Genomic DNA, 17,485 nt, shown 5'->3' on the forward strand with positions numbered 1-17,485 from the left:
GCCCAGCACCTCCAGTCCTGAGTGCCGTGTTCAATAGGCCAGTGAAGCCTTCATAACTATGCTGGGTATACATCCCTGTCAAAATGCATACCCCATGCTCTACCGTCTAGCCGCCGACACCCTGGTGCTGCTGCACCTGGCCTTCATCCTGCTGGTACTGTCAGGCGGCCTGCTGGTGCTCAAGTGGCGCCCCGCCCTGTTCATCCACCTGCCCGCCCTGGCCTGGGGCCTGGCGGTTGAGGGCCTGCACCTGGAATGCCCGCTGACCGACTGGGAAAACCGCATGCGCTTCGCCGCAGGCGGTGCCGGCTACCACGGCGGCTTCGTCGAGCACTACATCTGGCCCCTGATCTACCCTGCCGGGTTGACCCCGCAGATCCAATGGCTGCTGGGCGGCGTCGTGCTGGTGGTCAACCTCGTGATCTATGGCTGTGTGATCCGGCGCTGGCGCCGCTCACCTACCGGGTAGCGATGACGAACAGCCGTGGGAACGGCAGCAGCACCTTGCCGTCGGTGGCCGCCGGGTAGTCGTGCTGCATGGCCTGCAGGTACATCTGCAGGAAGTCCGCCTGCTCTTTCTCGTCCAGCCTGGCCAGATAAGGCCGCAGGGCCGACCCCTTGAACCACTCGACCACCGCCTCGGCGCCACCGGTCAACGGGTGATGGTAGGTCGTGCGCCATACGTCCACCCGCGCACACAGCGGGCTGAGCAGGTCGTAGTAGAACGCCGCGTTATGCCGGGGCGGCAAACTCAGGTCGGCGAATTTTTCGGCCCAAGGGCCACGACCGGCAATCTCGCGCAACTGGCGGTGGGCCGGCTCATCAAGGTTGTCCGGGGTTTGCACAGCCAGGCTTGCACCCTCACTGAGCTGGCGCACCAGGTGCGGGTAGAGCGAACCGTGGTCAGGCAGCCATTGCAGTGAAGCGTTGGCCAGGATCAGATCCTGCGGTTCGGGGGCGGCCCACTGGGCGATATCGGCGATTTCGCAACGCACCCTGGGGATGCGCAAGCGCTGGCGTGCACGGGCCTTGTCGATCATGTCCGGGTCGCTGTCCAGGGCCGTCACCTGGGCGTCGGGGTGGCGCTGCAACAGTATTTCGGTGGAATTGCCTGGGCCGCACCCCAGGTCGGTGGCATGGCGCACCGGGCGTGGCGGCACCGCGGCAAGCAGGTCGCGCACCGCACGGGTGCGTTCGTCTTCGAACAGGGAATACTGGGTGGCGGACCAAGCCATGAGGGGCTCCTTTTGGCGGGCAATGTGCTCAGCATAAGCCATCTGTCGCCTGTACGGGCCCTGTCGAGGGAACTGTTCGCGGATACTTGAAGTCAGTCCTCTTATGCGTATGCCGATGAAACCCTTCCTGGCCCTGGCCCTTCTGGCCCTGATGGCTGCCGCCGCCCTGCTCGGCTCACCCTGGATGAACGGGCGCTTTCACATGCCGGATGAGAAAACCCCGCCCATCAACGCGAAACGGCCGGGTCCACGAGGGAGCCGGCCGCTTCGGGCAAGCACTAGCGCTTAGTGCTTACGGGCGCTGCGCATCTGGTGCACCACCCCCATGGCCACAACGACAGCCGCGGCAATACCGGTGGAGATCACCAGGATCTGGTAGTCAGGCATGAAAGCCATGGTCACCAGCGCGGCGACGATGAAGGCGATCACCAGGTAGGTCAGCCACGGGAACAGCCACATCTTCAAACGGACTTCCTTGCCCTCGGCGATCAGCTTGCGGCGCATGCGCAGCTGCGAGAAGGCAATGACCAGGTACACCAGCAAAGCGATCATGCCGGTGGTGTTCATCAGCGTATCGAGCACGTCTTTCGGGCGCAGGGTCTCGCTGAAGTTGATCAGCGCGCACACCACGGCCACGGCGCACGAACCGATGATCGCGTTCACCGGCACGCCGGTACCGGGACGGGTCGATTTGAAGAACGACGGCGCATCGCCACGCTGTGCCAGCGAGAACAGCATGCGTGAAGCGGTGTAGTGGCCCGAGATCAGGCAGCTGCTCACCGAGGTCAGCACCACAAAGTTCATCAACAGCTCGGCATACGGCACACCCAGCAGTTCCAGGGTGCGGCGATACGCGCCATAACCGGAAACGCCCAGGTGCGGGTCGTTCCACGGCACGAGGCAGACGATCAGGAAGATCGAACCGACGTAGAACAAGCATACCCGCCACACCACAGAGTTGGTGGCCTTGACGATCTGAGTGGCCGGGTCCTTGGCTTCGGAGGCGGCGATGGTGACGATTTCGGCACCCAGGAAGGCGAACATCACGCCAAGCAACGCCCCGATCACCGTGGTGATGCCATTGGGCATGAAGCCTTCGGCGGTCAGATGAGTGATACCGCGCACTTCACCGAACTGCCAGATGTTCATCACCGCTGCGGTACACACGATCAGGAAGCAGACGATCGCGATCACCTTGATCAACGCGAACCAGAACTCGAACTCGCCGTAGTGTTTGACGTTGAAGAAATTGACGGTGATCAGCACCAGGGTCGTGGCCAGCACGAACACGTTGACGCTCACATCAGGGAAGAAACCATGCAGGATCTTGCCCGCCACATAAGCTTCCCAAGCCATGAGGATGACCCAGTACCACCAGTACAGCCAGCCGATGGTGAAACCGGCCCAACGGCCGATGGCGCGGTCGGCGTAGGTGGAAAACGAACCGGTGTCGGGCGACGAAGTCGCCATTTCACCCAGCATGCGCATGATCAGTACCACCAGGATGCCGCCTGCCAGGTAGGCCAGGACAGCCGCCGGGCCGGCGCTGTGGATCACGCTGCCGGAGCCGACGAACAAGGCGCCGCCGATAACCCCGGCGATCGACATCATCGTCAGGTGGCGCGACTTGAGCGAGGCACTGAGTTTGCTCTCATGCCCGCTGTTCGCGGTGGTGGTTGTGGATGTTGCGTCCATCAGTTGTGTACCCCGTGCTTCTTTTTATCCAAGGAAAACTGTAAAGCCGCGATGGTCATCGGCCTCACCTGTACATCAGTGCTAATGCGGGCAGGAGGTGTGCGGTTACACACGCAGGCCTTCCATGGCGGCCTGCTGACGCGCCCCAGGGTTTGCCCCTTGAGCGAACTGAACATGCTTTATGTGGCGATATCTGACACCTAATGTAAAAATGTCCGACACATAGAGCCATGCACAGTGGCATGAAAGTCGCACTGCACTGTACAGGTCGCCGATGCAATACACCCTGCAGGCGCCTGCCGTTACGCACCCTCAAGGCCCCCGAATGCTTGAATTACACCCAGACTCCTCGACGCCGTTGGTCAACCAGATCATCGACGGGCTGCGTGAGCTGATCGACAACCAGACCCTCAAGCCAGGTGCCAAGGTCCCGTCGATCCGCGCGTTTGCCGCAACCTACTCGGTGAGCACCTTCACTGTGGTCGAGGCGTACGACCGCCTGGTTGCCCAGGGGCTGCTGGTGAGCAAGGGCAATGCCGGGTTCTTCGTCAACCGCGCGGCGGCGGAACTGCTGGAGAACCACGGCGCCGAGGCCGATGCCAGTCGGCCCTCGTTCAACTCCGAGTGGTACCTGCAGCAGATCTTCGAGACCCGCCAGTTGCCATTCAAGCCGGGCTGTGGCTGGCTGCCCAACGACTGGATGTACGAAGAAGGCCTGCGCCGCGGCCTGCGCCAGGTTGCCGGCAGCCCGCTGGAGCTGTCCGGCTATGGCGACCCGATGGGCCTGCCGGAACTGCGCGCGCTGACCGCGCAGAACCTGCAGCAGGAACTGTCGATCGTCGCCAACCCGGCGCAGCTGATGCTCACCCACGGTGCCAGCCAGGCCCTGGACCTTGCCGTGCGCACGCTGGTGCGCCCGGGCGACGTGGTGCTGGTGGACGATCCCGGCTACCCCAACCTGATGAGCATCCTGCGCACCCAGGGCGCCACCCTGATCGGAGTGCCACGCACCCCCAACGGCTACGACCTCAACCACCTCGAACAGCTGTTGGCGCACCATCGCCCGACGGCTTTCTTCACCCAGCCACACCTGCACAGCCCGACCTGCTCGCGCACCCCGCTGCCGCAGTTGCACCGCTTGCTGCAACTGGCCAGCCAGCATGGCTTTCGCCTGGTGGAAAACAACCTGTACGCCGACATGGTCGCCGAGCCACAGCCCTGCCTGGCAAGCCTCGACCACCTGCAACAGGTGGTGTACGTGGGCAGCTACTCCAAGAGCATCTCGCCCAACGTGCGGGTCGGCTACCTGTTGGCCAACCCGGAACTGGCGCAGAAGCTGCTGCACCTGAAGATGCGCTCGGGCCTGACCACCTCGCAGGTGATGGAGCGCGTGGTGTATGCCGCGATCATCGACGGCCGCTGGCGCAAGCACCTCAAGCGCCTGCGCCAGCGCCTGGCCGAGGCCCACCAGGACGTTGGCCGGCACCTGCACCGGCTGGGTTTCGAGCTGTTCATCGAGTCGGATGAAGGCATGTACATATGGACCCGTCACCCGGCGCTTCCCGACAGCGCTGCACTGCTCGATGATGCGCTGGAGAAAGGCATCATGCTCGGGCCCGGGCAGTTGTTCATGGTCGATGCCAAGCCGACCGGGTGGATGCGGTTCAATGTGGCGTTCAGTACCGACCCTGCGATGTGGGAGTTGTTGGAGAAGGTGCTGGTCAAGCACGTGCGCCGGGCGGGCATCTAGGGCTTACGGAGGGTGCTGCGGGCCTGCTCGCCGCGGCATTTTCAGCGTCTGCACCTCTAGCGCCGCGCGCGGCGCTCTATCCGATGGGTGCTATTGAGCAGGCCCGTCGTGTCGTCAGGCAATACCTCTGTGTAACAACCACCGGCCCCGCTAACCATGGCACTGGCCATGCCACTGATCCTGCTGAACTTGGATCCGATCCAATGAACGGGTATGCTCGCGGCAATAGCCAATTGCCATCATTCAGGCACGCACCACGCCTGAACTTCAAGGACGAGCCCTTTGCCCAGCAACTCAACCCGCCATACGATCGCCCGCCAGTGGCAACTGCTCAAATTGCTGCCAGACCGCCATCCAGGCATGAGCTCCACCCAGTTGCAGGCCGCATTGGCCAAGGTCGGCTTCAAGACCAGCAAACGGACAGTGGAAAGAGACCTCAACGAGCTTGCTTCGCTGTTCCATTTGCGCTGCAACAACAAGGGCATGCCCTACGGCTGGTACTGGCAGCCAGGCCGCAGCCTGGGTGAGGCTCAACTGCTGCAGCCGGATGCGCTCTGCCCTGCCCGGCAGATCGAATTGCGCGCCTGGGTGGATGATGCTCTCGCACGGCGCCTGGAAGATGAGCCCTTGTCAGATGACATGCGCCTGGCCCCGCACGGCGACGGCGGCGCGACACTGGATGCCACCGTCGACGACAGCCGCGCGTTGATGGGCTGGCTGCTGTCCCAGGCGGGTTCGATACGTGTACAAGCGCCAGAGGCATTGCGCACAGCGGTGATCGAGCAGTTGCGCCAAAGCCTGGCCTTGCACGACACCGGCCACTAGGCGCCAGCTGGCACCCTCAGGAAGGCAATACGGGCTTGCGCGGCCGCGCCAGGCAGGCGTAGCCCAGGCCCAACACGCTGAGCACCAGCACACCAAGCAGCACCATCAACTCCCGGCTGTAGCGCGCCACCAGCGCCGGAAAACCGATGAACTCTCGGTACACCTGCACATCCGCCACACCCTCGGCATGGGTGATGCTGATACCACCCTGGCGGATCTGCGAGTAGTCGGCATCGAAATAGACCCACACCTTGCACGCCCTGCCACGTTCGATCACAGGGATCTCGATCATGGCTGTGGGGGCCTCGTAGAGGGTGTCGTTGCCTGAGCCGTCGCGCACTTGCACCAGGCCCTTGGCCGGCAGCCGCACCTTCACCTCGCGCACCTCGGTGTCACCTGTGTTGCGCAGCTCGATGAGCAAGCCGGTACGGTGATCCACCAGGCCGGCCTCGAACGGTTTGGCGAACAGTTGCGCGTAGGGCGCCTGGGCAAGGTCGATCAGCCTGTCGACCTGATCCTGGCTCAACGCCCCCTGGCCGATGCTGGTGATGCGTGGCTGCAACCGCTCGTACTTGAGCTGGTCGTTGGTCTTGCTGATGCGCTCGCTGAACTGGCTTGGGTAAGTGAGGTAGGCGTAGGTCAGGGAAGCTTCAAGGCGGGCGTCGCCCTTGAGCGCCACATAGGCCACCAGCCAGACCATCAGGCCAAGCAACAGGGCTACGAGAAGTTTCCCGATTTTGTCCCAACTCAAGGGTAAATTTCCTTCTGTCACGGCGTCGACGGTTCAGAGGCCACAAAGGGTGCCAAGTTCAACACCGCCAGGCAAGCACTCAGTGGCCCCTCAACCCTTCAGGCAAAGCGTTCGACCTGCGCCTGGGTGCGGCGCATCAGCACCTTGCCCTGCCGGATCGACACCAGCGCATGGCCTTGGCTGCGCACCATCTCATAGTCGTCCGGCGCCGACAGCAGCAACAAATTCGCCGGGCGGCCCACCTCGATGCCGTAGCGCTCGCCAAGGTTCAGCGTGCGCGCGCTGTTGTCGGTGATCAGGTCCAGGCAACGTTGCAAGTCTTCGTACCCCAGCATGTGACAGATGTGCAGCCCGGCTTCGAGGATGCGCAGGATGTTGCCATTGCCCAATGGGTACCAGGGGTCGACGATGGAATCCTGGCCGAAGCACACATTCATCCCTGCGCGGTCGATTTCGGCGACACGCGTCAGCCCGCGGCGTTTCGGGTAGCTGTCGAAGCGCCCTTGCAGGTGGATGCTTTCGGTCGGGCACGAAACGAAGTTGATGCCCGACATTTTCAACAGGCGGAACAGTTTTGAGCAGTAGGCATTGTCATACGAGCCCATGGCCGTGGTGTGGCTCGCGGTGACCCGTGCCCCCATCCCGCGTACCCGCGCCTCTTCGGCCAGCACTTCGAGGAAGCGCGACTGCGGGTCGTCGGTTTCGTCGCAATGCACGTCCACCAGGCAGCCCGTGCGCTCGGCCAGGTCCATGAGGAACTTGACCGACGACACGCCCTGGTCGCGGGTGTTTTCGAAATGTGGAATGCCACCGACTACATCGGCGCCCATCGCCACCGCCTCGGTCATCAGCGCCCGCCCGTTGGCGTACGACTCGATGCCCTCCTGCGGAAATGCGACGATCTGCAGGTCGATCAGCTCGCGCACCTCTTCACGCACCTCGACCATCGCCTTGAGCGCGGTGAGCTTGGGATCGGTCACATCCACATGGGTCCGCACATGCTGTATGCCATGGTCCACCAGCATGCCGATGGTCTTCTTGGCGCGGGCCTTGATGTCGTCGTGGGTGGTGATTGCCTTGCGCTCGGCCCAGCGCTCGATACCTTCGAACAGCGTGCCACTCATGTTCCAATTCGGCTCGCCAGCGGTGAGGGTGGCATCGAGGTGAATGTGCGGCTCGACGAAAGGCGGCACCACCAGGTTTTGCTGGGCGTCCAGGTCATCGGGGCCGGCGGCCATGACGACATTGGCCTGGGGCACGATGGCGGCGATACGCTCGCCGTCCAGCTCGATGCGCACCAGGCCGGCCTTGCCGCGCAGACGTGCGTTGATGATGTTCATGGAGTTACTCCTTGCCTTGGGCTTCGGTCATGCGCCATATCAGCATAGCGACCGCCGCGTTCATACGGAAAAGCGGGTCGTCCAGCGACTGCCCGCTCAGTTGTTCGATGCGTTGCATTCTTTGATTGATGGTGTTGCGGTGCAAACCCAGGCGCTGACCAGCCTTGAGGCCATTGCCGTTTTCCTTGAGCAGCGCATCGAGGGTGTGCAGCAGTGCATTGGGTTGTTTACGGCCGGGGGCGCGCAGCGGGCCGAGCGTCTGGGCGACGAAGTCATCGAGCAGCGAACGGTCGCCAATACCCTGCAACAGGCGCAATACACCCAGCTCGCTGAAGTCGCACAGGCCGGTGGCTGGGCGCAGGTTCTGCGCCACCTCCAGGGCCTGGCGCGCCTGGTTGAGGGCCTGGCGGTATTGGCCGCAGTCCTCGGCAGGGCTCGACAGCCCCATGAACAGCCCCATCTCGCCTGCCTGCGCGGCCAGTTGCCGGTGCAGGGCAGCCAGGGCTGCACGCAAGTCCGGGGTATCGGGCAGCAGCAGCACGAACAGGTCACCGGCCAGTTGCGCGGTGACCGCGCCGGCCCGGGCCCGGCACCAGGCTTCGAGCTGGTCTTCCAGGGTTTGGCGGGTGTCCTGCCACAGGCGTTCGCCTTTGGCCAGGCCATGCCGTTCGAACAGTCCATCGACCGCAGACAAGCGCAACGCTACCAGACGCCGTGGCCCGTCCAGGTCGAGCTGCAGGTGCGCGGCCCGCTGCCGGGCGATCGCCAGGCTTGGATAATCACCGCTCAGCAGTTGCCCGAGGATGTCGTCGCGCGAGCGACGCACCTGGGCCATCTGTACCAGCGCGGTACCGATCAGGTGGGTGACCACCACCATCTTCAGGGCGTAGGGCTGTTCGATCAGTGGCAGCCCTAACTGCTCGGCGCGCTCGATTACCGCGGCCGGAATGCATTGGATGAAGGTGCCTCCCGTGAGGATCACCAGGCCGGCGATACCCACCGCATCGCCGTCTTCGACCAGGCTCAACAGGTTGCCCTCGCCGCGTGGGTGGTTGATGCCGGTGACGAACACCAGTTCGCCGCCCATCACCCATTCGGCGATGCCCTCGTTCTCCGCCACATAGGGCCAGCGCACCCGCCGCTGCAAGTTGCGTGCGCCCGCCCGCACGCTCATCTCGTGCAGGCCGGGCAGGTGCAGGATCTCTTCCAGGGCCAGGCTCACGGCTCGACCCGCGCCTGGCCCAGGGCCCGGCGTCGGCCGCCCAGCTCAAGCAGCACGATGTAGCACAGCGCCGAGGCTCCGATGCCCACCAGTGGCGCCACCCAGGGCGAGGCATAGGCCGCCACCGCACCGACGCCATAGGCGCACAGCCCCAGCAGGTTGTAGCGCGGCAGGCTGACCGTGGCCAGGGCCGGATACTTGCCACGGTGGCGGTACCAGAAGTCGGCCATGATCACACCCCCCACCGGCGGGATGATCGAGCCCAGCAGTACCAGGAAGGGAATCAGCAATTCGTACATACCACCGATCGCCAGCACGATGCCCACCCCTGCCGCTACCAGCGTGGCCGTGCGCCGGCGTTCGCTGCGCACCAGGTGGCAAGCTGCGGCGGCAACGTTGTAGAGGGTCGGCCCCTGGATGGTCCACAGGTTGAGGCAGAGCATTACCACCGCTGCGAACGACAGCCCTTGCAGCATCATCACTTCGACGATGTCGGCCTGCTGATAGACCATCGCGCACCAGGCGCCGGCCACGACCATCAGCCCATTGCCGAGCAAAAATGCCACCACACTGGCCGTCACCGCCACACGCCCACTGCGCGACAGGCGCGTCCAGTTGGTGGCCTGGGTGGCGCCGCTAGCAAAGGTGCCGAAGACCATGGTCACCGCCGCCGAGAACGTCAGGGTTTCATGCGGCACCAATGCCGCCAGTTGCTGCAGGCCACCCACGTCGCGGGTGGCGATTGCCATGGAGATGATCAGCAGGGCGAACATCAGCGGCACCGATACCCGCGACAACAGGTCCAGCCCCTTGAAGCCGACCATTGCCGTGATGCTGAAGCCCAACCCGAACAGCACCATCAACGGCACGGTGAACCCCTCGGCCAGCCCAAGCAGCTTGACCAGCACGATCGCCACAGTGGCCGTACCCCACGCATACCAGCCCAGTTCGGCGAAACCGAGCAGGAAGTCCGACAGCCGGCTGCCGGCCTCGCCGAAGCAGAAGCGCCCCATCAGTACAGTGTTCAGCCCGCTGCGCGAAGCGATGAACGCCAGCGCGGCGGCGTAAAGGGCCAGCAGCGTATTGCCAAGGGCGGCGATCCAGAGCATGTCGACGAAGCCGAAGGCCATGCCCAGCTTGCCCCCGGCGAACATCGTGCCGGTGAAGAAGGTGAAACTGAACAGAACCATGGCGATTGGCAACAGGTCCTTGCGGGCGTGCTGCGGCGCCTCGCAAAGCGGGAATTCTGAAGGGGAACTCATTGTCGGGTGCTCCGGGTTGAAGTTGGAGCAGGCAGAGCAATATGCGGGCCGCTTTCTGCCGGGCGGCTGTACCTCGAAATAGCGGGCGCACGGCATGGCAAATAGTGTGCAAGGTGCACAGATGTGCACGTTCGTGATGGTTTTTTATGTGCCAGATGACTCAATTTGAGGCCGCCGCGCACCAAAGCGGGACGCGGCTGGGTAGTTTCCACCCGGCCGCCCCTGAAGGCCGACGCGGCCGGTCAGGCCGAAGCGGTGCGTGGCATCAGTTCATAGGGATGCTTCCAGCCCGGGAGCGCCTGGATACGCGCTTTCCACGCCTCGATATGGGTGAACTGAGCCAACGGGATGCCGGTATCTTCCGGCATGAACACATAGCCGGCCAGCGACAGGTCGGCGATGGTCAGGCGCCCACCGACCATATAGGGCGTTTTCGCCAGGTGCGCATCGACTACCTGGTAAGCCGCCGTGGCGCGCTCTCGCAGAAACTGAGTGACCGGTGTTTCGCCAGCGTTCTTCAGGCAGAAGATGAAGCGCAGCGCCGCGTAATAGGCAGTGAACTTGTGGTTGTCGAACAGCATCCAGCGCCAGATTTCGCGCTTTTCGTCGTCATCGCGCGGGCCGAACTGGCCGGTGCGTTCGGCGAGGTATTCGAGAATGAGCGCCGATTGGGTGATCGTCATTCCCGCATGCTCCAGCACCGGCACTTCGCCCTGCTCGTTGACCTCATCCCGCCAGCGTTGGTCGCGGGTCTGGCCGTTGAAGAAATCGACGAACACCGGCTGCCAGGCCTGGCCGGTGAGTTCGAGCATGAGTGCGGCTTTATAGGCATTGCCGGATTCGGCGAAGCAATGGAGCGTGTAGTCGGGCATGGTGATCCTTCATTTTCCCAGGGGCGATAGCGCTGTTGGTCAGGGCCGTAAAGGGGCCGCCAGCCCGAGCAGACCATGCCGGCTCGACACGGTCAATGCACACGCGCAAAGTAGAGCGCTACCCCCGCATGCCAGGACGGCCCCTATGCCCTACCCCACACTCCCTCGCACCCTGACCACCCCGCGCACCCGCCTGGTCCGCCCCGACCCGGCGCTTGCAGGGCAATTGCGCCAGGCCCTGCTCGATAGCTATACCCTGCACCAACCCTTCCTGGCCTGGGCCAAGCCAGACTGGACGCTGCAGGAAGTGCGCGAAAGCCTGCAACTGAGTGCCCGTGAGTTTCTCGACCCCGCAGCCGAAAAGCGTTACTTCGTGCTGCACCTGGACAGTGACGCAGTCATTGGCTGCATCGGCCTGCGCCCGGGCAACGCTGAGTACGAGGTGGGTTACTGGGCCAGCCAGGCGTTCACTGGCAAGGGGCTGATGCGCGAAGCATTGACGGGCTTGCTCGATGCCATCGCAACCCCGGTGTGGCTGACCACCGACATCGACAACCAGGCCAGCCAGCGGCTGGCGGAGCGTTCCGGCTTCGTCCGGGCCGGCGCCAAGCTCACCGAACTCGACCCGAGCACGCCGCACCCGCTCTATCGACGCCCCTGAGCCCCGGTGCTGCTGGCTTTGCGCACGGTGCGCGACGGTATCGATGCATCAAGGGAACTACCGCCTCAGTTCTGCCATCTTACTCACTGAGTGGTATTTCCCTTGGGCTTCACGCTATTGGAGAACACGCTATGCGCCACCTATTGCTCGCCCCTGCGCTGCTGCTCCTGCTTCCAGCCGGTGCTGCCATGGCCCGCGTCGATGCGGGCGACGTCGCTACCTCGGCCGGTGTATCCGCCTCGCTGTATTCGACCTTCAAGGATGACAAACGGATCATCCCCGCCCGTGACGAGCTGTCTGCATTCGTCGCCAGCGGCGGTGCCATTCGCGGCGCCTATGTAGAGTCGGCGTTGGAACAGGCACGCAAGGACAATCCTGGCTTGCAGGCCAGCGATGAGGAGCTGGCTCGAGCCATACTGTCCCAAGATGATCCAATGGCTCACCACTGAGGCCTGTATGGCCTCACGGCCGCCCAGGTACACGCGTGAGGGGGGCTAGGTTCAGCGGTTAACCATACCAGGTAGAACCGATGCCTATGCCCCGCCCTCTCTACGCCATTGCCTGACGTTCTCGATTGCCTGGGCCCAGGCAACCGCTGTCCAAACAAATCCCTGAACAGCCGTGTTCTGGTCGACGCCTCAGGGCTTCACCCCCACCCATCCATGCGCATCGTCGCCCGTACAAGCCGCTGCTCCTCCTGCTCGATCTCGCGCAAACTGTCACGAATTCCGTTGATGTGCTCACGCGCCGCCCGCTGCGCCTGCTCCGGCAACTGCCCCATCACGGCGTGATACAGCCGCGCATGCTGGCGGTCGATCTGGCGTTTCTGCGCGGGGCGGCAATACAGGTTGTTGACCGATGCGAACACCGTGCTCAAGGTCAGATCACTGAGCGACTGCAGGGTGTACACCAGCACCGGGTTGTGCGAGGCCTCGCTGATCGCCCGGTGGAAGGCGTGGTCGCGGTGGGCGTGCTCACGCGCATCCAGCCCTTCGGGCGCGGCGTGGGCGGCGAGCATGTCCTCATAGCGGCGGCGGATCAGCAGGCGGTCCACCTCGGTGGCCCGCAATGCCGCCAGGCGCGCCGACTCGGCCTCGAGCAGCGCGCGCACTTCCAGCAGGTCGAACAAGGTGCGCGGCTGCGAGCTGAACAGGTGCATCAGCGGCGTGATACCCACCTGCTGCCCGGTCAGGTCGGCGACGAACGAGCCACGCCCCTGTTCGGTGTCGATGATGCCGCGCCCACGCAGGATGCGCAGGCCCTCACGCAGCGCAGAGCGCGAACAGCCAAGCTTTTCCACCAGGCGCCGCTCCGAAGGCAGGGCCTGACCCACCTTGAGCACACCCTCGACGATCAACCGTTCGACCCGCTCGGCAACCTGGTCGGCGACCTTGGCTTTGCCTTCAGCAACCATGCGCCCCCCTCCACTGGTAGGACCACTTCCATAGCTTGCGCCAATCTATACGCCTGAACGGGTAAATAAACAGCAGCAGGCACAAAAACTGGTAGGACCAGTGTGCTTCGCACTCGACCTGGTGCGACCGGGCGCGCAGGCTGCGGGGGTAGCGGTTTACCCACAACAACAAAAATTGCCGTTGAGTGAGCCTGATGAACATTCTCTACGACGAACGGGTCGATGGGGCGCTGCCTGCCGTTGACCAGCCTGCACTGCTGCAGGCCTTGCGCGAAGCGCTGCCCGACCTTGAGATCCTGCATCGCCGCGAAGACCTGGCACCTTACGAGTGCGACGGCCTCTCTGCATACCGCACCGTGCCCCTGCTGGTGGTGCTGCCCGAGCGTCTGGAGCAGGTGCAGACGTTGCTCAGGCTCTGCCACCTGCGCGGCGTTCCCGTCGTGGCTCGCGGAGCCGGCACGGGGCTGTCAGGCGGCGCATTGCCATTGGCCAAAGGCATCCTGCTGGTCATGGCACGCTTCAACCGCATTCTTGAAGTCAACCCGCTCGGCCGGTTCGCCAGGGTTCAGCCCGGGGTGCGCAACCTGGCCATTTCTCAGGCCGCGGCGCCACACGGCCTGTACTACGCGCCAGACCCTTCTTCGCAAATCGCCTGCTCCATCGGCGGCAACGTCGCGGAAAACGCCGGTGGCGTGCACTGCCTGAAGTACGGTTTGACCGTGCACAACCTGCTCAAAGTGGAGATCCTCACTGTCGAAGGCGAACGCCTGACCCTGGGCAGTGATGCCCTCGACAGCCCTGGTTTCGATCTGCTGGCGCTGTTCACCGGTTCCGAAGGCATGCTCGGCATCGTCACTGAAGTGACCGTCAAGCTGCTACCCAAGCCTCAGGTCGCCCGGGTCCTGCTGGCCAGTTTCGCCAGTGTGGAAGACGCCGGCCGCGCCGTGGCCGAAATCATCGCGGCCGGGATCATCCCCGGTGGCCTGGAAATGATGGACAACCTGGCGATCCGCGCCGCCGAAGACTTCATCCACGCCGGCTACCCGGTTGAGGCCGCGGCGATCCTGCTATGCGAACTCGATGGGGTGGAGGCCGACGTGCAGGACGACTGCGAACGCGTGGCAGCGGTTCTGCAGCAGGCCGGTGCCGACGAGGTGCGCCTGGCCTGTGACGAGGCCGAGCGGGTGCGCTTCTGGGCTGGCCGCAAGAACGCATTCCCTGCCGTGGGGCGCCTCTCGCCAGACTATTACTGCATGGACGGCACCATCCCGCGCCGCGAACTGCCGCGCGTGCTCAAGGGCATCAGCGAACTGTCCGAGCAGTACGGCCTGCGGGTGGCGAACGTGTTCCACGCCGGCGACGGCAACATGCACCCCCTGATCCTGTTCGATGCCAACCTGCCCGGGGAGCTGGAACGCGCCGAAGCCATCGGCGGGCGCATCCTGGAACTGTGCGTGGCAGTGGGCGGTAGCATCACCGGCGAGCATGGTGTGGGCCGCGAGAAAATCAACCAGATGTGCGCGCAGTTCAACAGCGACGAAATCACCCTGTTCCATGCCGTGAAGGCCGCGTTCGATCCCCAAGGGCTGCTCAACCCAGGCAAGAACATCCCCACCCTGCACCGCTGCGCCGAGTTCGGCGCCATGCATGTGCATCACGGCCAACTGCCCTTCCCTGACCTGGAGCGCTTTTGATGAGCCTGGACCGTGACATGAGCCAGGACCTGCTCGAACAGGTCAACCAGGCCTTGAACCTGAACACCCCGCTGCGCATTCAGGGCAGCAACAGCAAAGCCATGCTGGGCCGCCCGGTGGCCGGGGAGATCGTCGATACCCGCCGCCACCGCGGCATCGTCAGTTACGACCCGACCGAGCTGGTGCTCACTGCTCGCGCCGGTACGCCCCTGCAGGAAATCGAAGCGACGCTGTTCGAGGCCGGGCAGATGCTGCCGTGCGAGCCGCCCCACTTCGGCACCGGTGCGACCTTGGGTGGCGCGGTCGCGGCGGGGCTGTCCGGGCCGCGCCGGCCCTGGGCCGGTTCGGTACGCGACTATGTGCTCGGCACGCGGGTCATTACCGGCCACGGCAAACTGCTGCGCTTTGGCGGTGAGGTGATGAAAAATGTCGCAGGCTACGACGTGTCGCGGCTGATGGCCGGCAGCTTCGGCTGCCTGGGCCTGCTGACCGAGGTATCGCTGAAGGTGCTGCCACGGCCACGCCAATGCCTGAGTCTGCGCCTGCCGATGGACCGCCATCAGGCCCTGGCCGAGCTGGTTGAATGGGGCCAGCAGCCATTGCCGATCAGCGCAGCCTGCCACGACGGCGAAGCGCTGTACCTGCGCCTGGAAGGCGGTGAGGGCTCGGTGCAATCGGCCCGTCAGCGCCTGGGCGGCGACGTGCTCGACAGCCGATTCTGGAGCGAGCTGCGCGAGCAGCGCCTGGCCTTTTTCGACGGCGACGAACCGCTGTGGCGCCTGTCGGTACCGATCGATACCGCCGAACTGGACCTGCCGGGGCGCCATTTGATCGATTGGGGCGGCGCGCAGCGCTGGCTGAAGTCCAGCGCGCCGGCATCGGTGATCCGCGAGCAGGTGGCCAAGGCCGGCGGCCACGCCACAGGCTTTACCCCCGGCGAGCACAGCAGCGCCCCCCTGCCCGCCGCGTTGATGCGCTACCACCACGCCCTCAAGCGGCAACTCGACCCCCAGGGCCTGTTCAACCCTGGCCGCCTGTACCCGGACCTGTGAGGCCACAGCATGCAAACCAACCTGAGCGAAAGCGCCAAGCGCCTGGCCCGCGCCGAAGAGGCCCAGAGCATCCTGCGCGCGTGCGTGCACTGCGGCTTCTGCACGGCCACCTGCCCCACCTACCAGCTGCTCGGCGATGAACTGGACGGACCGCGCGGGCGCATCTACCTGATCAAGCAAGTGCTCGAAGGTGCACCGGTCACCGCCAGCACCCAACTGCACCTGGACCGCTGCCTGAGCTGTCGCAACTGTGAGACCACCTGCCCGTCAGGGGTCAAATACCATGACCTGCTGGACATCGGCCGCGCCGTGGTCGAGCAGCAGGTGCCCCGCCCGCTCGGCGAGCGCCTGCTGCGCCAGGGTTTGCGTGCAGTGGTGCCGCGCCCGGCGCTGTTCAAGGCGCTGACCCGCGCAGGCCAGGCCCTGCGCCCCGTCCTGCCGGGCACCCTCAAGAGCAAGTTGCCCGCCCAGGTGGCCTCCCCTGGCAAGCGCCCGCCGGTGCGCCACGCGCGCCGCGTGCTGCTGCTTGAAGGCTGCGTGCAGCCGGCCCTGTCGCCCAACACCAACGCCGCCACTGCGCGGTTGCTGGACCGCCTGGGCATCAGCGTCGAGCCAGCGTTCGAAGCCGGCTGCTGTGGCGCGGTGGATTACCACCTCAACGCCCAGGAGCAGGGCCTGCAACGTGCCCGGCGCAACATTGATGCCTGGTGGCCCGCCATCGAAGCGGGCGCCGAAGCCATCGTGCAGACGGCCAGCGGCTGCGGCGCCTTCGTGCGTGACTACGGCCACCTGCTGGAAAAGGATCCGCTTTACGCGGCCAAGGCTGCACGGGTCAGCGCGCTGTCACGCGACCTGGTGGAAGTGCTGCGCGATGAACCGGTCGAGCAATTGGGCGTGTGCCACGAACAACGCCTGGCGTTTCATTGCCCGTGCACCCTGCAGCACGCCCTCAAGCTCGGTGGCCAGGTGGAGCGCCTGCTGGCCCGGCTGGGCTTCACCCTCACCCCAGTGCCGGACAGCCATTTGTGCTGCGGCTCTGCCGGCACCTACTCGCTGACCCAGCCAGCGCTGTCGCGGCAACTGCGCGATAACCGCCTCAACGCCCTGGAAAGCGGCAAGCCGCAAGTCATCGCCACCGCCAACATTGGCTGCCAGACCCACCTCAATGGTGCCGGGCGCACACCGGTACGGCACTGGATCGAAATCGTCGAAGCAGCCCTGAACCCGGAGAACAGCCATGCATAGCAAGCCCGTGATAGGTCAGACCGAAGTTGCCCGCCTGCTTGCAGCCGCGCGCCAGGAGGCTCTGGCGCATCAGTGGAATGTCACCATCGCGGTGGTCGACGACGGCGGCCATCCCCTTGGCCTGGAGCGCATGGATGGCTGCGCGGCGGCCAGCGCCTACATCGCCGTTGAAAAGGCCCGCAGCTCAGCCTTGGGGCGCAAGGAAACGCGTGATTACGAACAGATGGTCAACGGTGGGCGTACCGCGTTCGTCACAGCGCCACTGCTGACCTGCCTGGAGGGCGGCGTGCCGTTGCGGGTGGATGGCCAGGTGGTTGGCGCCATCGGTGTGTCCGGGGTCAAGCCTGAGCAGGATGCCCAGGTGGCCAAGGCCGGGGCAGCGGCCATCACGTAACCCGCGCCGTGACGACTCACCGCCACCAGAAGAGCCGGGCCGTGGATGGCTTTCGCAGGTGGAGCGCTTGCAA

17 protein-coding genes are annotated in these 17,485 nt (G+C 64.7%); 9 read left to right on the top strand and 8 right to left on the bottom strand.

Annotation, left to right across the window (positions count from 1 at the left end):
- The first annotated feature begins 94 nt into the window (after positions 1–94).
- Entirely contained in the window at positions 95–469 is a 375-nt protein-coding gene (locus ACIPZC_RS04430) for a DUF2784 domain-containing protein (protein ID WP_241805860.1), read from the top strand.
- Here ACIPZC_RS04430 and tam read toward each other — a convergent pair.
- Both tam and ACIPZC_RS04440 read right to left on the bottom strand, forming a co-directional pair.
- On the bottom strand, positions 459–1,235 hold the full coding sequence (tam, locus tag ACIPZC_RS04435) for a trans-aconitate 2-methyltransferase (protein ID WP_400625093.1): 777 nt from the start codon (positions 1,233–1,235) through the stop codon (positions 459–461). The genes ACIPZC_RS04430 and tam overlap by 11 nt on opposite strands.
- A gap of 285 nt (positions 1,236–1,520) precedes the next feature.
- Positions 1,521–2,930 (bottom strand): amino acid permease, encoded by a 1,410-nt coding sequence (locus ACIPZC_RS04440; protein WP_241805863.1) that lies wholly within the window; start codon positions 2,928–2,930, stop codon positions 1,521–1,523.
- A 325-nt stretch (positions 2,931–3,255) separates the two neighbouring features.
- On the opposite strand from ACIPZC_RS04440, the gene ACIPZC_RS04445 reads away from it, so the two are divergent.
- Positions 3,256–4,680: a PLP-dependent aminotransferase family protein gene (locus ACIPZC_RS04445; RefSeq protein WP_400625096.1), complete on the top strand. Its 1,425-nt coding sequence runs from the start codon at positions 3,256–3,258 to the stop codon at positions 4,678–4,680.
- Positions 4,681–4,962: 282 nt separating this feature from the next.
- Positions 4,963–5,505, top strand: coding sequence for a WYL domain-containing protein (locus tag ACIPZC_RS04450; protein ID WP_400625098.1), 543 nt, complete (start codon positions 4,963–4,965; stop codon positions 5,503–5,505).
- Between the two features lie 16 nt (positions 5,506–5,521).
- Here ACIPZC_RS04450 and ACIPZC_RS04455 read toward each other — a convergent pair whose 3' ends face one another.
- The 5 genes from ACIPZC_RS04455 to ACIPZC_RS04475 form a co-directional block, all read right to left on the bottom strand.
- Positions 5,522–6,256: a hypothetical protein gene (locus ACIPZC_RS04455; protein ID WP_267823210.1), complete on the bottom strand. Its 735-nt coding sequence runs from the start codon at positions 6,254–6,256 to the stop codon at positions 5,522–5,524.
- A 98-nt stretch (positions 6,257–6,354) separates the two neighbouring features.
- The gene (gene codA / locus ACIPZC_RS04460; RefSeq protein WP_400625100.1) at positions 6,355–7,596 is read right to left on the bottom strand and encodes a cytosine deaminase; all 1,242 of its coding nucleotides are present in this window, start codon (positions 7,594–7,596) and stop codon (positions 6,355–6,357) included.
- Positions 7,597–7,600: 4 nt separating this feature from the next.
- Positions 7,601–8,818, bottom strand: coding sequence for a PucR family transcriptional regulator (locus ACIPZC_RS04465; protein WP_400625102.1), 1,218 nt, complete (start codon positions 8,816–8,818; stop codon positions 7,601–7,603).
- Complete coding sequence (codB, locus tag ACIPZC_RS04470) at positions 8,815–10,080, bottom strand: cytosine permease (RefSeq protein WP_400625104.1); 1,266 nt, start codon at positions 10,078–10,080, stop codon at positions 8,815–8,817. The genes ACIPZC_RS04465 and codB overlap by 4 nt, the downstream gene beginning before the upstream one ends.
- Before the next feature lie 242 nt (positions 10,081–10,322).
- Complete coding sequence (locus tag ACIPZC_RS04475; protein WP_400625106.1) at positions 10,323–10,952, bottom strand: glutathione S-transferase family protein; 630 nt, start codon at positions 10,950–10,952, stop codon at positions 10,323–10,325.
- Between the two features lie 145 nt (positions 10,953–11,097).
- Between ACIPZC_RS04475 and ACIPZC_RS04480 the strand changes: the two genes are divergently transcribed.
- Both ACIPZC_RS04480 and ACIPZC_RS04485 read left to right on the top strand, forming a co-directional pair.
- Positions 11,098–11,613, top strand: coding sequence for a GNAT family N-acetyltransferase (locus ACIPZC_RS04480; RefSeq protein ID WP_400625108.1), 516 nt, complete (start codon positions 11,098–11,100; stop codon positions 11,611–11,613).
- Positions 11,614–11,744: 131 nt separating this feature from the next.
- Positions 11,745–12,062, top strand: a complete 318-nt coding sequence (locus ACIPZC_RS04485; RefSeq protein WP_241805871.1) for a DUF2388 domain-containing protein — start codon at positions 11,745–11,747, stop codon at positions 12,060–12,062.
- A gap of 197 nt (positions 12,063–12,259) precedes the next feature.
- On the opposite strand, the gene glcC is transcribed toward ACIPZC_RS04485, so the two are convergent.
- The gene (gene glcC / locus ACIPZC_RS04490; protein ID WP_400625110.1) at positions 12,260–13,027 is read right to left on the bottom strand and encodes a transcriptional regulator GlcC; all 768 of its coding nucleotides are present in this window, start codon (positions 13,025–13,027) and stop codon (positions 12,260–12,262) included.
- A gap of 194 nt (positions 13,028–13,221) precedes the next feature.
- Here glcC and glcD point away from each other — a divergent pair, with 194 nt between their 5' ends.
- The 4 genes from glcD to ACIPZC_RS04510 are packed head-to-tail and all read left to right on the top strand — an operon-like array spanning position 13,222 to position 17,412.
- The gene (glcD, locus tag ACIPZC_RS04495; RefSeq protein WP_400625111.1) at positions 13,222–14,721 is read left to right on the top strand and encodes a glycolate oxidase subunit GlcD; all 1,500 of its coding nucleotides are present in this window, start codon (positions 13,222–13,224) and stop codon (positions 14,719–14,721) included.
- Positions 14,721–15,773, top strand: coding sequence for a glycolate oxidase subunit GlcE (gene glcE, locus ACIPZC_RS04500; protein ID WP_400625113.1), 1,053 nt, complete (start codon positions 14,721–14,723; stop codon positions 15,771–15,773). Before glcD ends, glcE begins: the two co-directional genes overlap by 1 nt.
- A gap of 9 nt (positions 15,774–15,782) precedes the next feature.
- The gene (glcF, locus tag ACIPZC_RS04505; RefSeq protein WP_400625115.1) at positions 15,783–17,018 is read left to right on the top strand and encodes a glycolate oxidase subunit GlcF; all 1,236 of its coding nucleotides are present in this window, start codon (positions 15,783–15,785) and stop codon (positions 17,016–17,018) included.
- The gene (locus tag ACIPZC_RS04510) at positions 17,011–17,412 is read left to right on the top strand and encodes a heme-binding protein (RefSeq protein WP_267823190.1); all 402 of its coding nucleotides are present in this window, start codon (positions 17,011–17,013) and stop codon (positions 17,410–17,412) included. Before glcF ends, ACIPZC_RS04510 begins: the two co-directional genes overlap by 8 nt.
- The last annotated feature ends 73 nt before the right edge of the window (positions 17,413–17,485 follow it).

It is taken from the genome of Pseudomonas sp. NPDC089743 (assembly GCF_044748785.1).
GTDB lineage: Bacteria > Pseudomonadota > Gammaproteobacteria > Pseudomonadales > Pseudomonadaceae > Aquipseudomonas > Aquipseudomonas putida_X.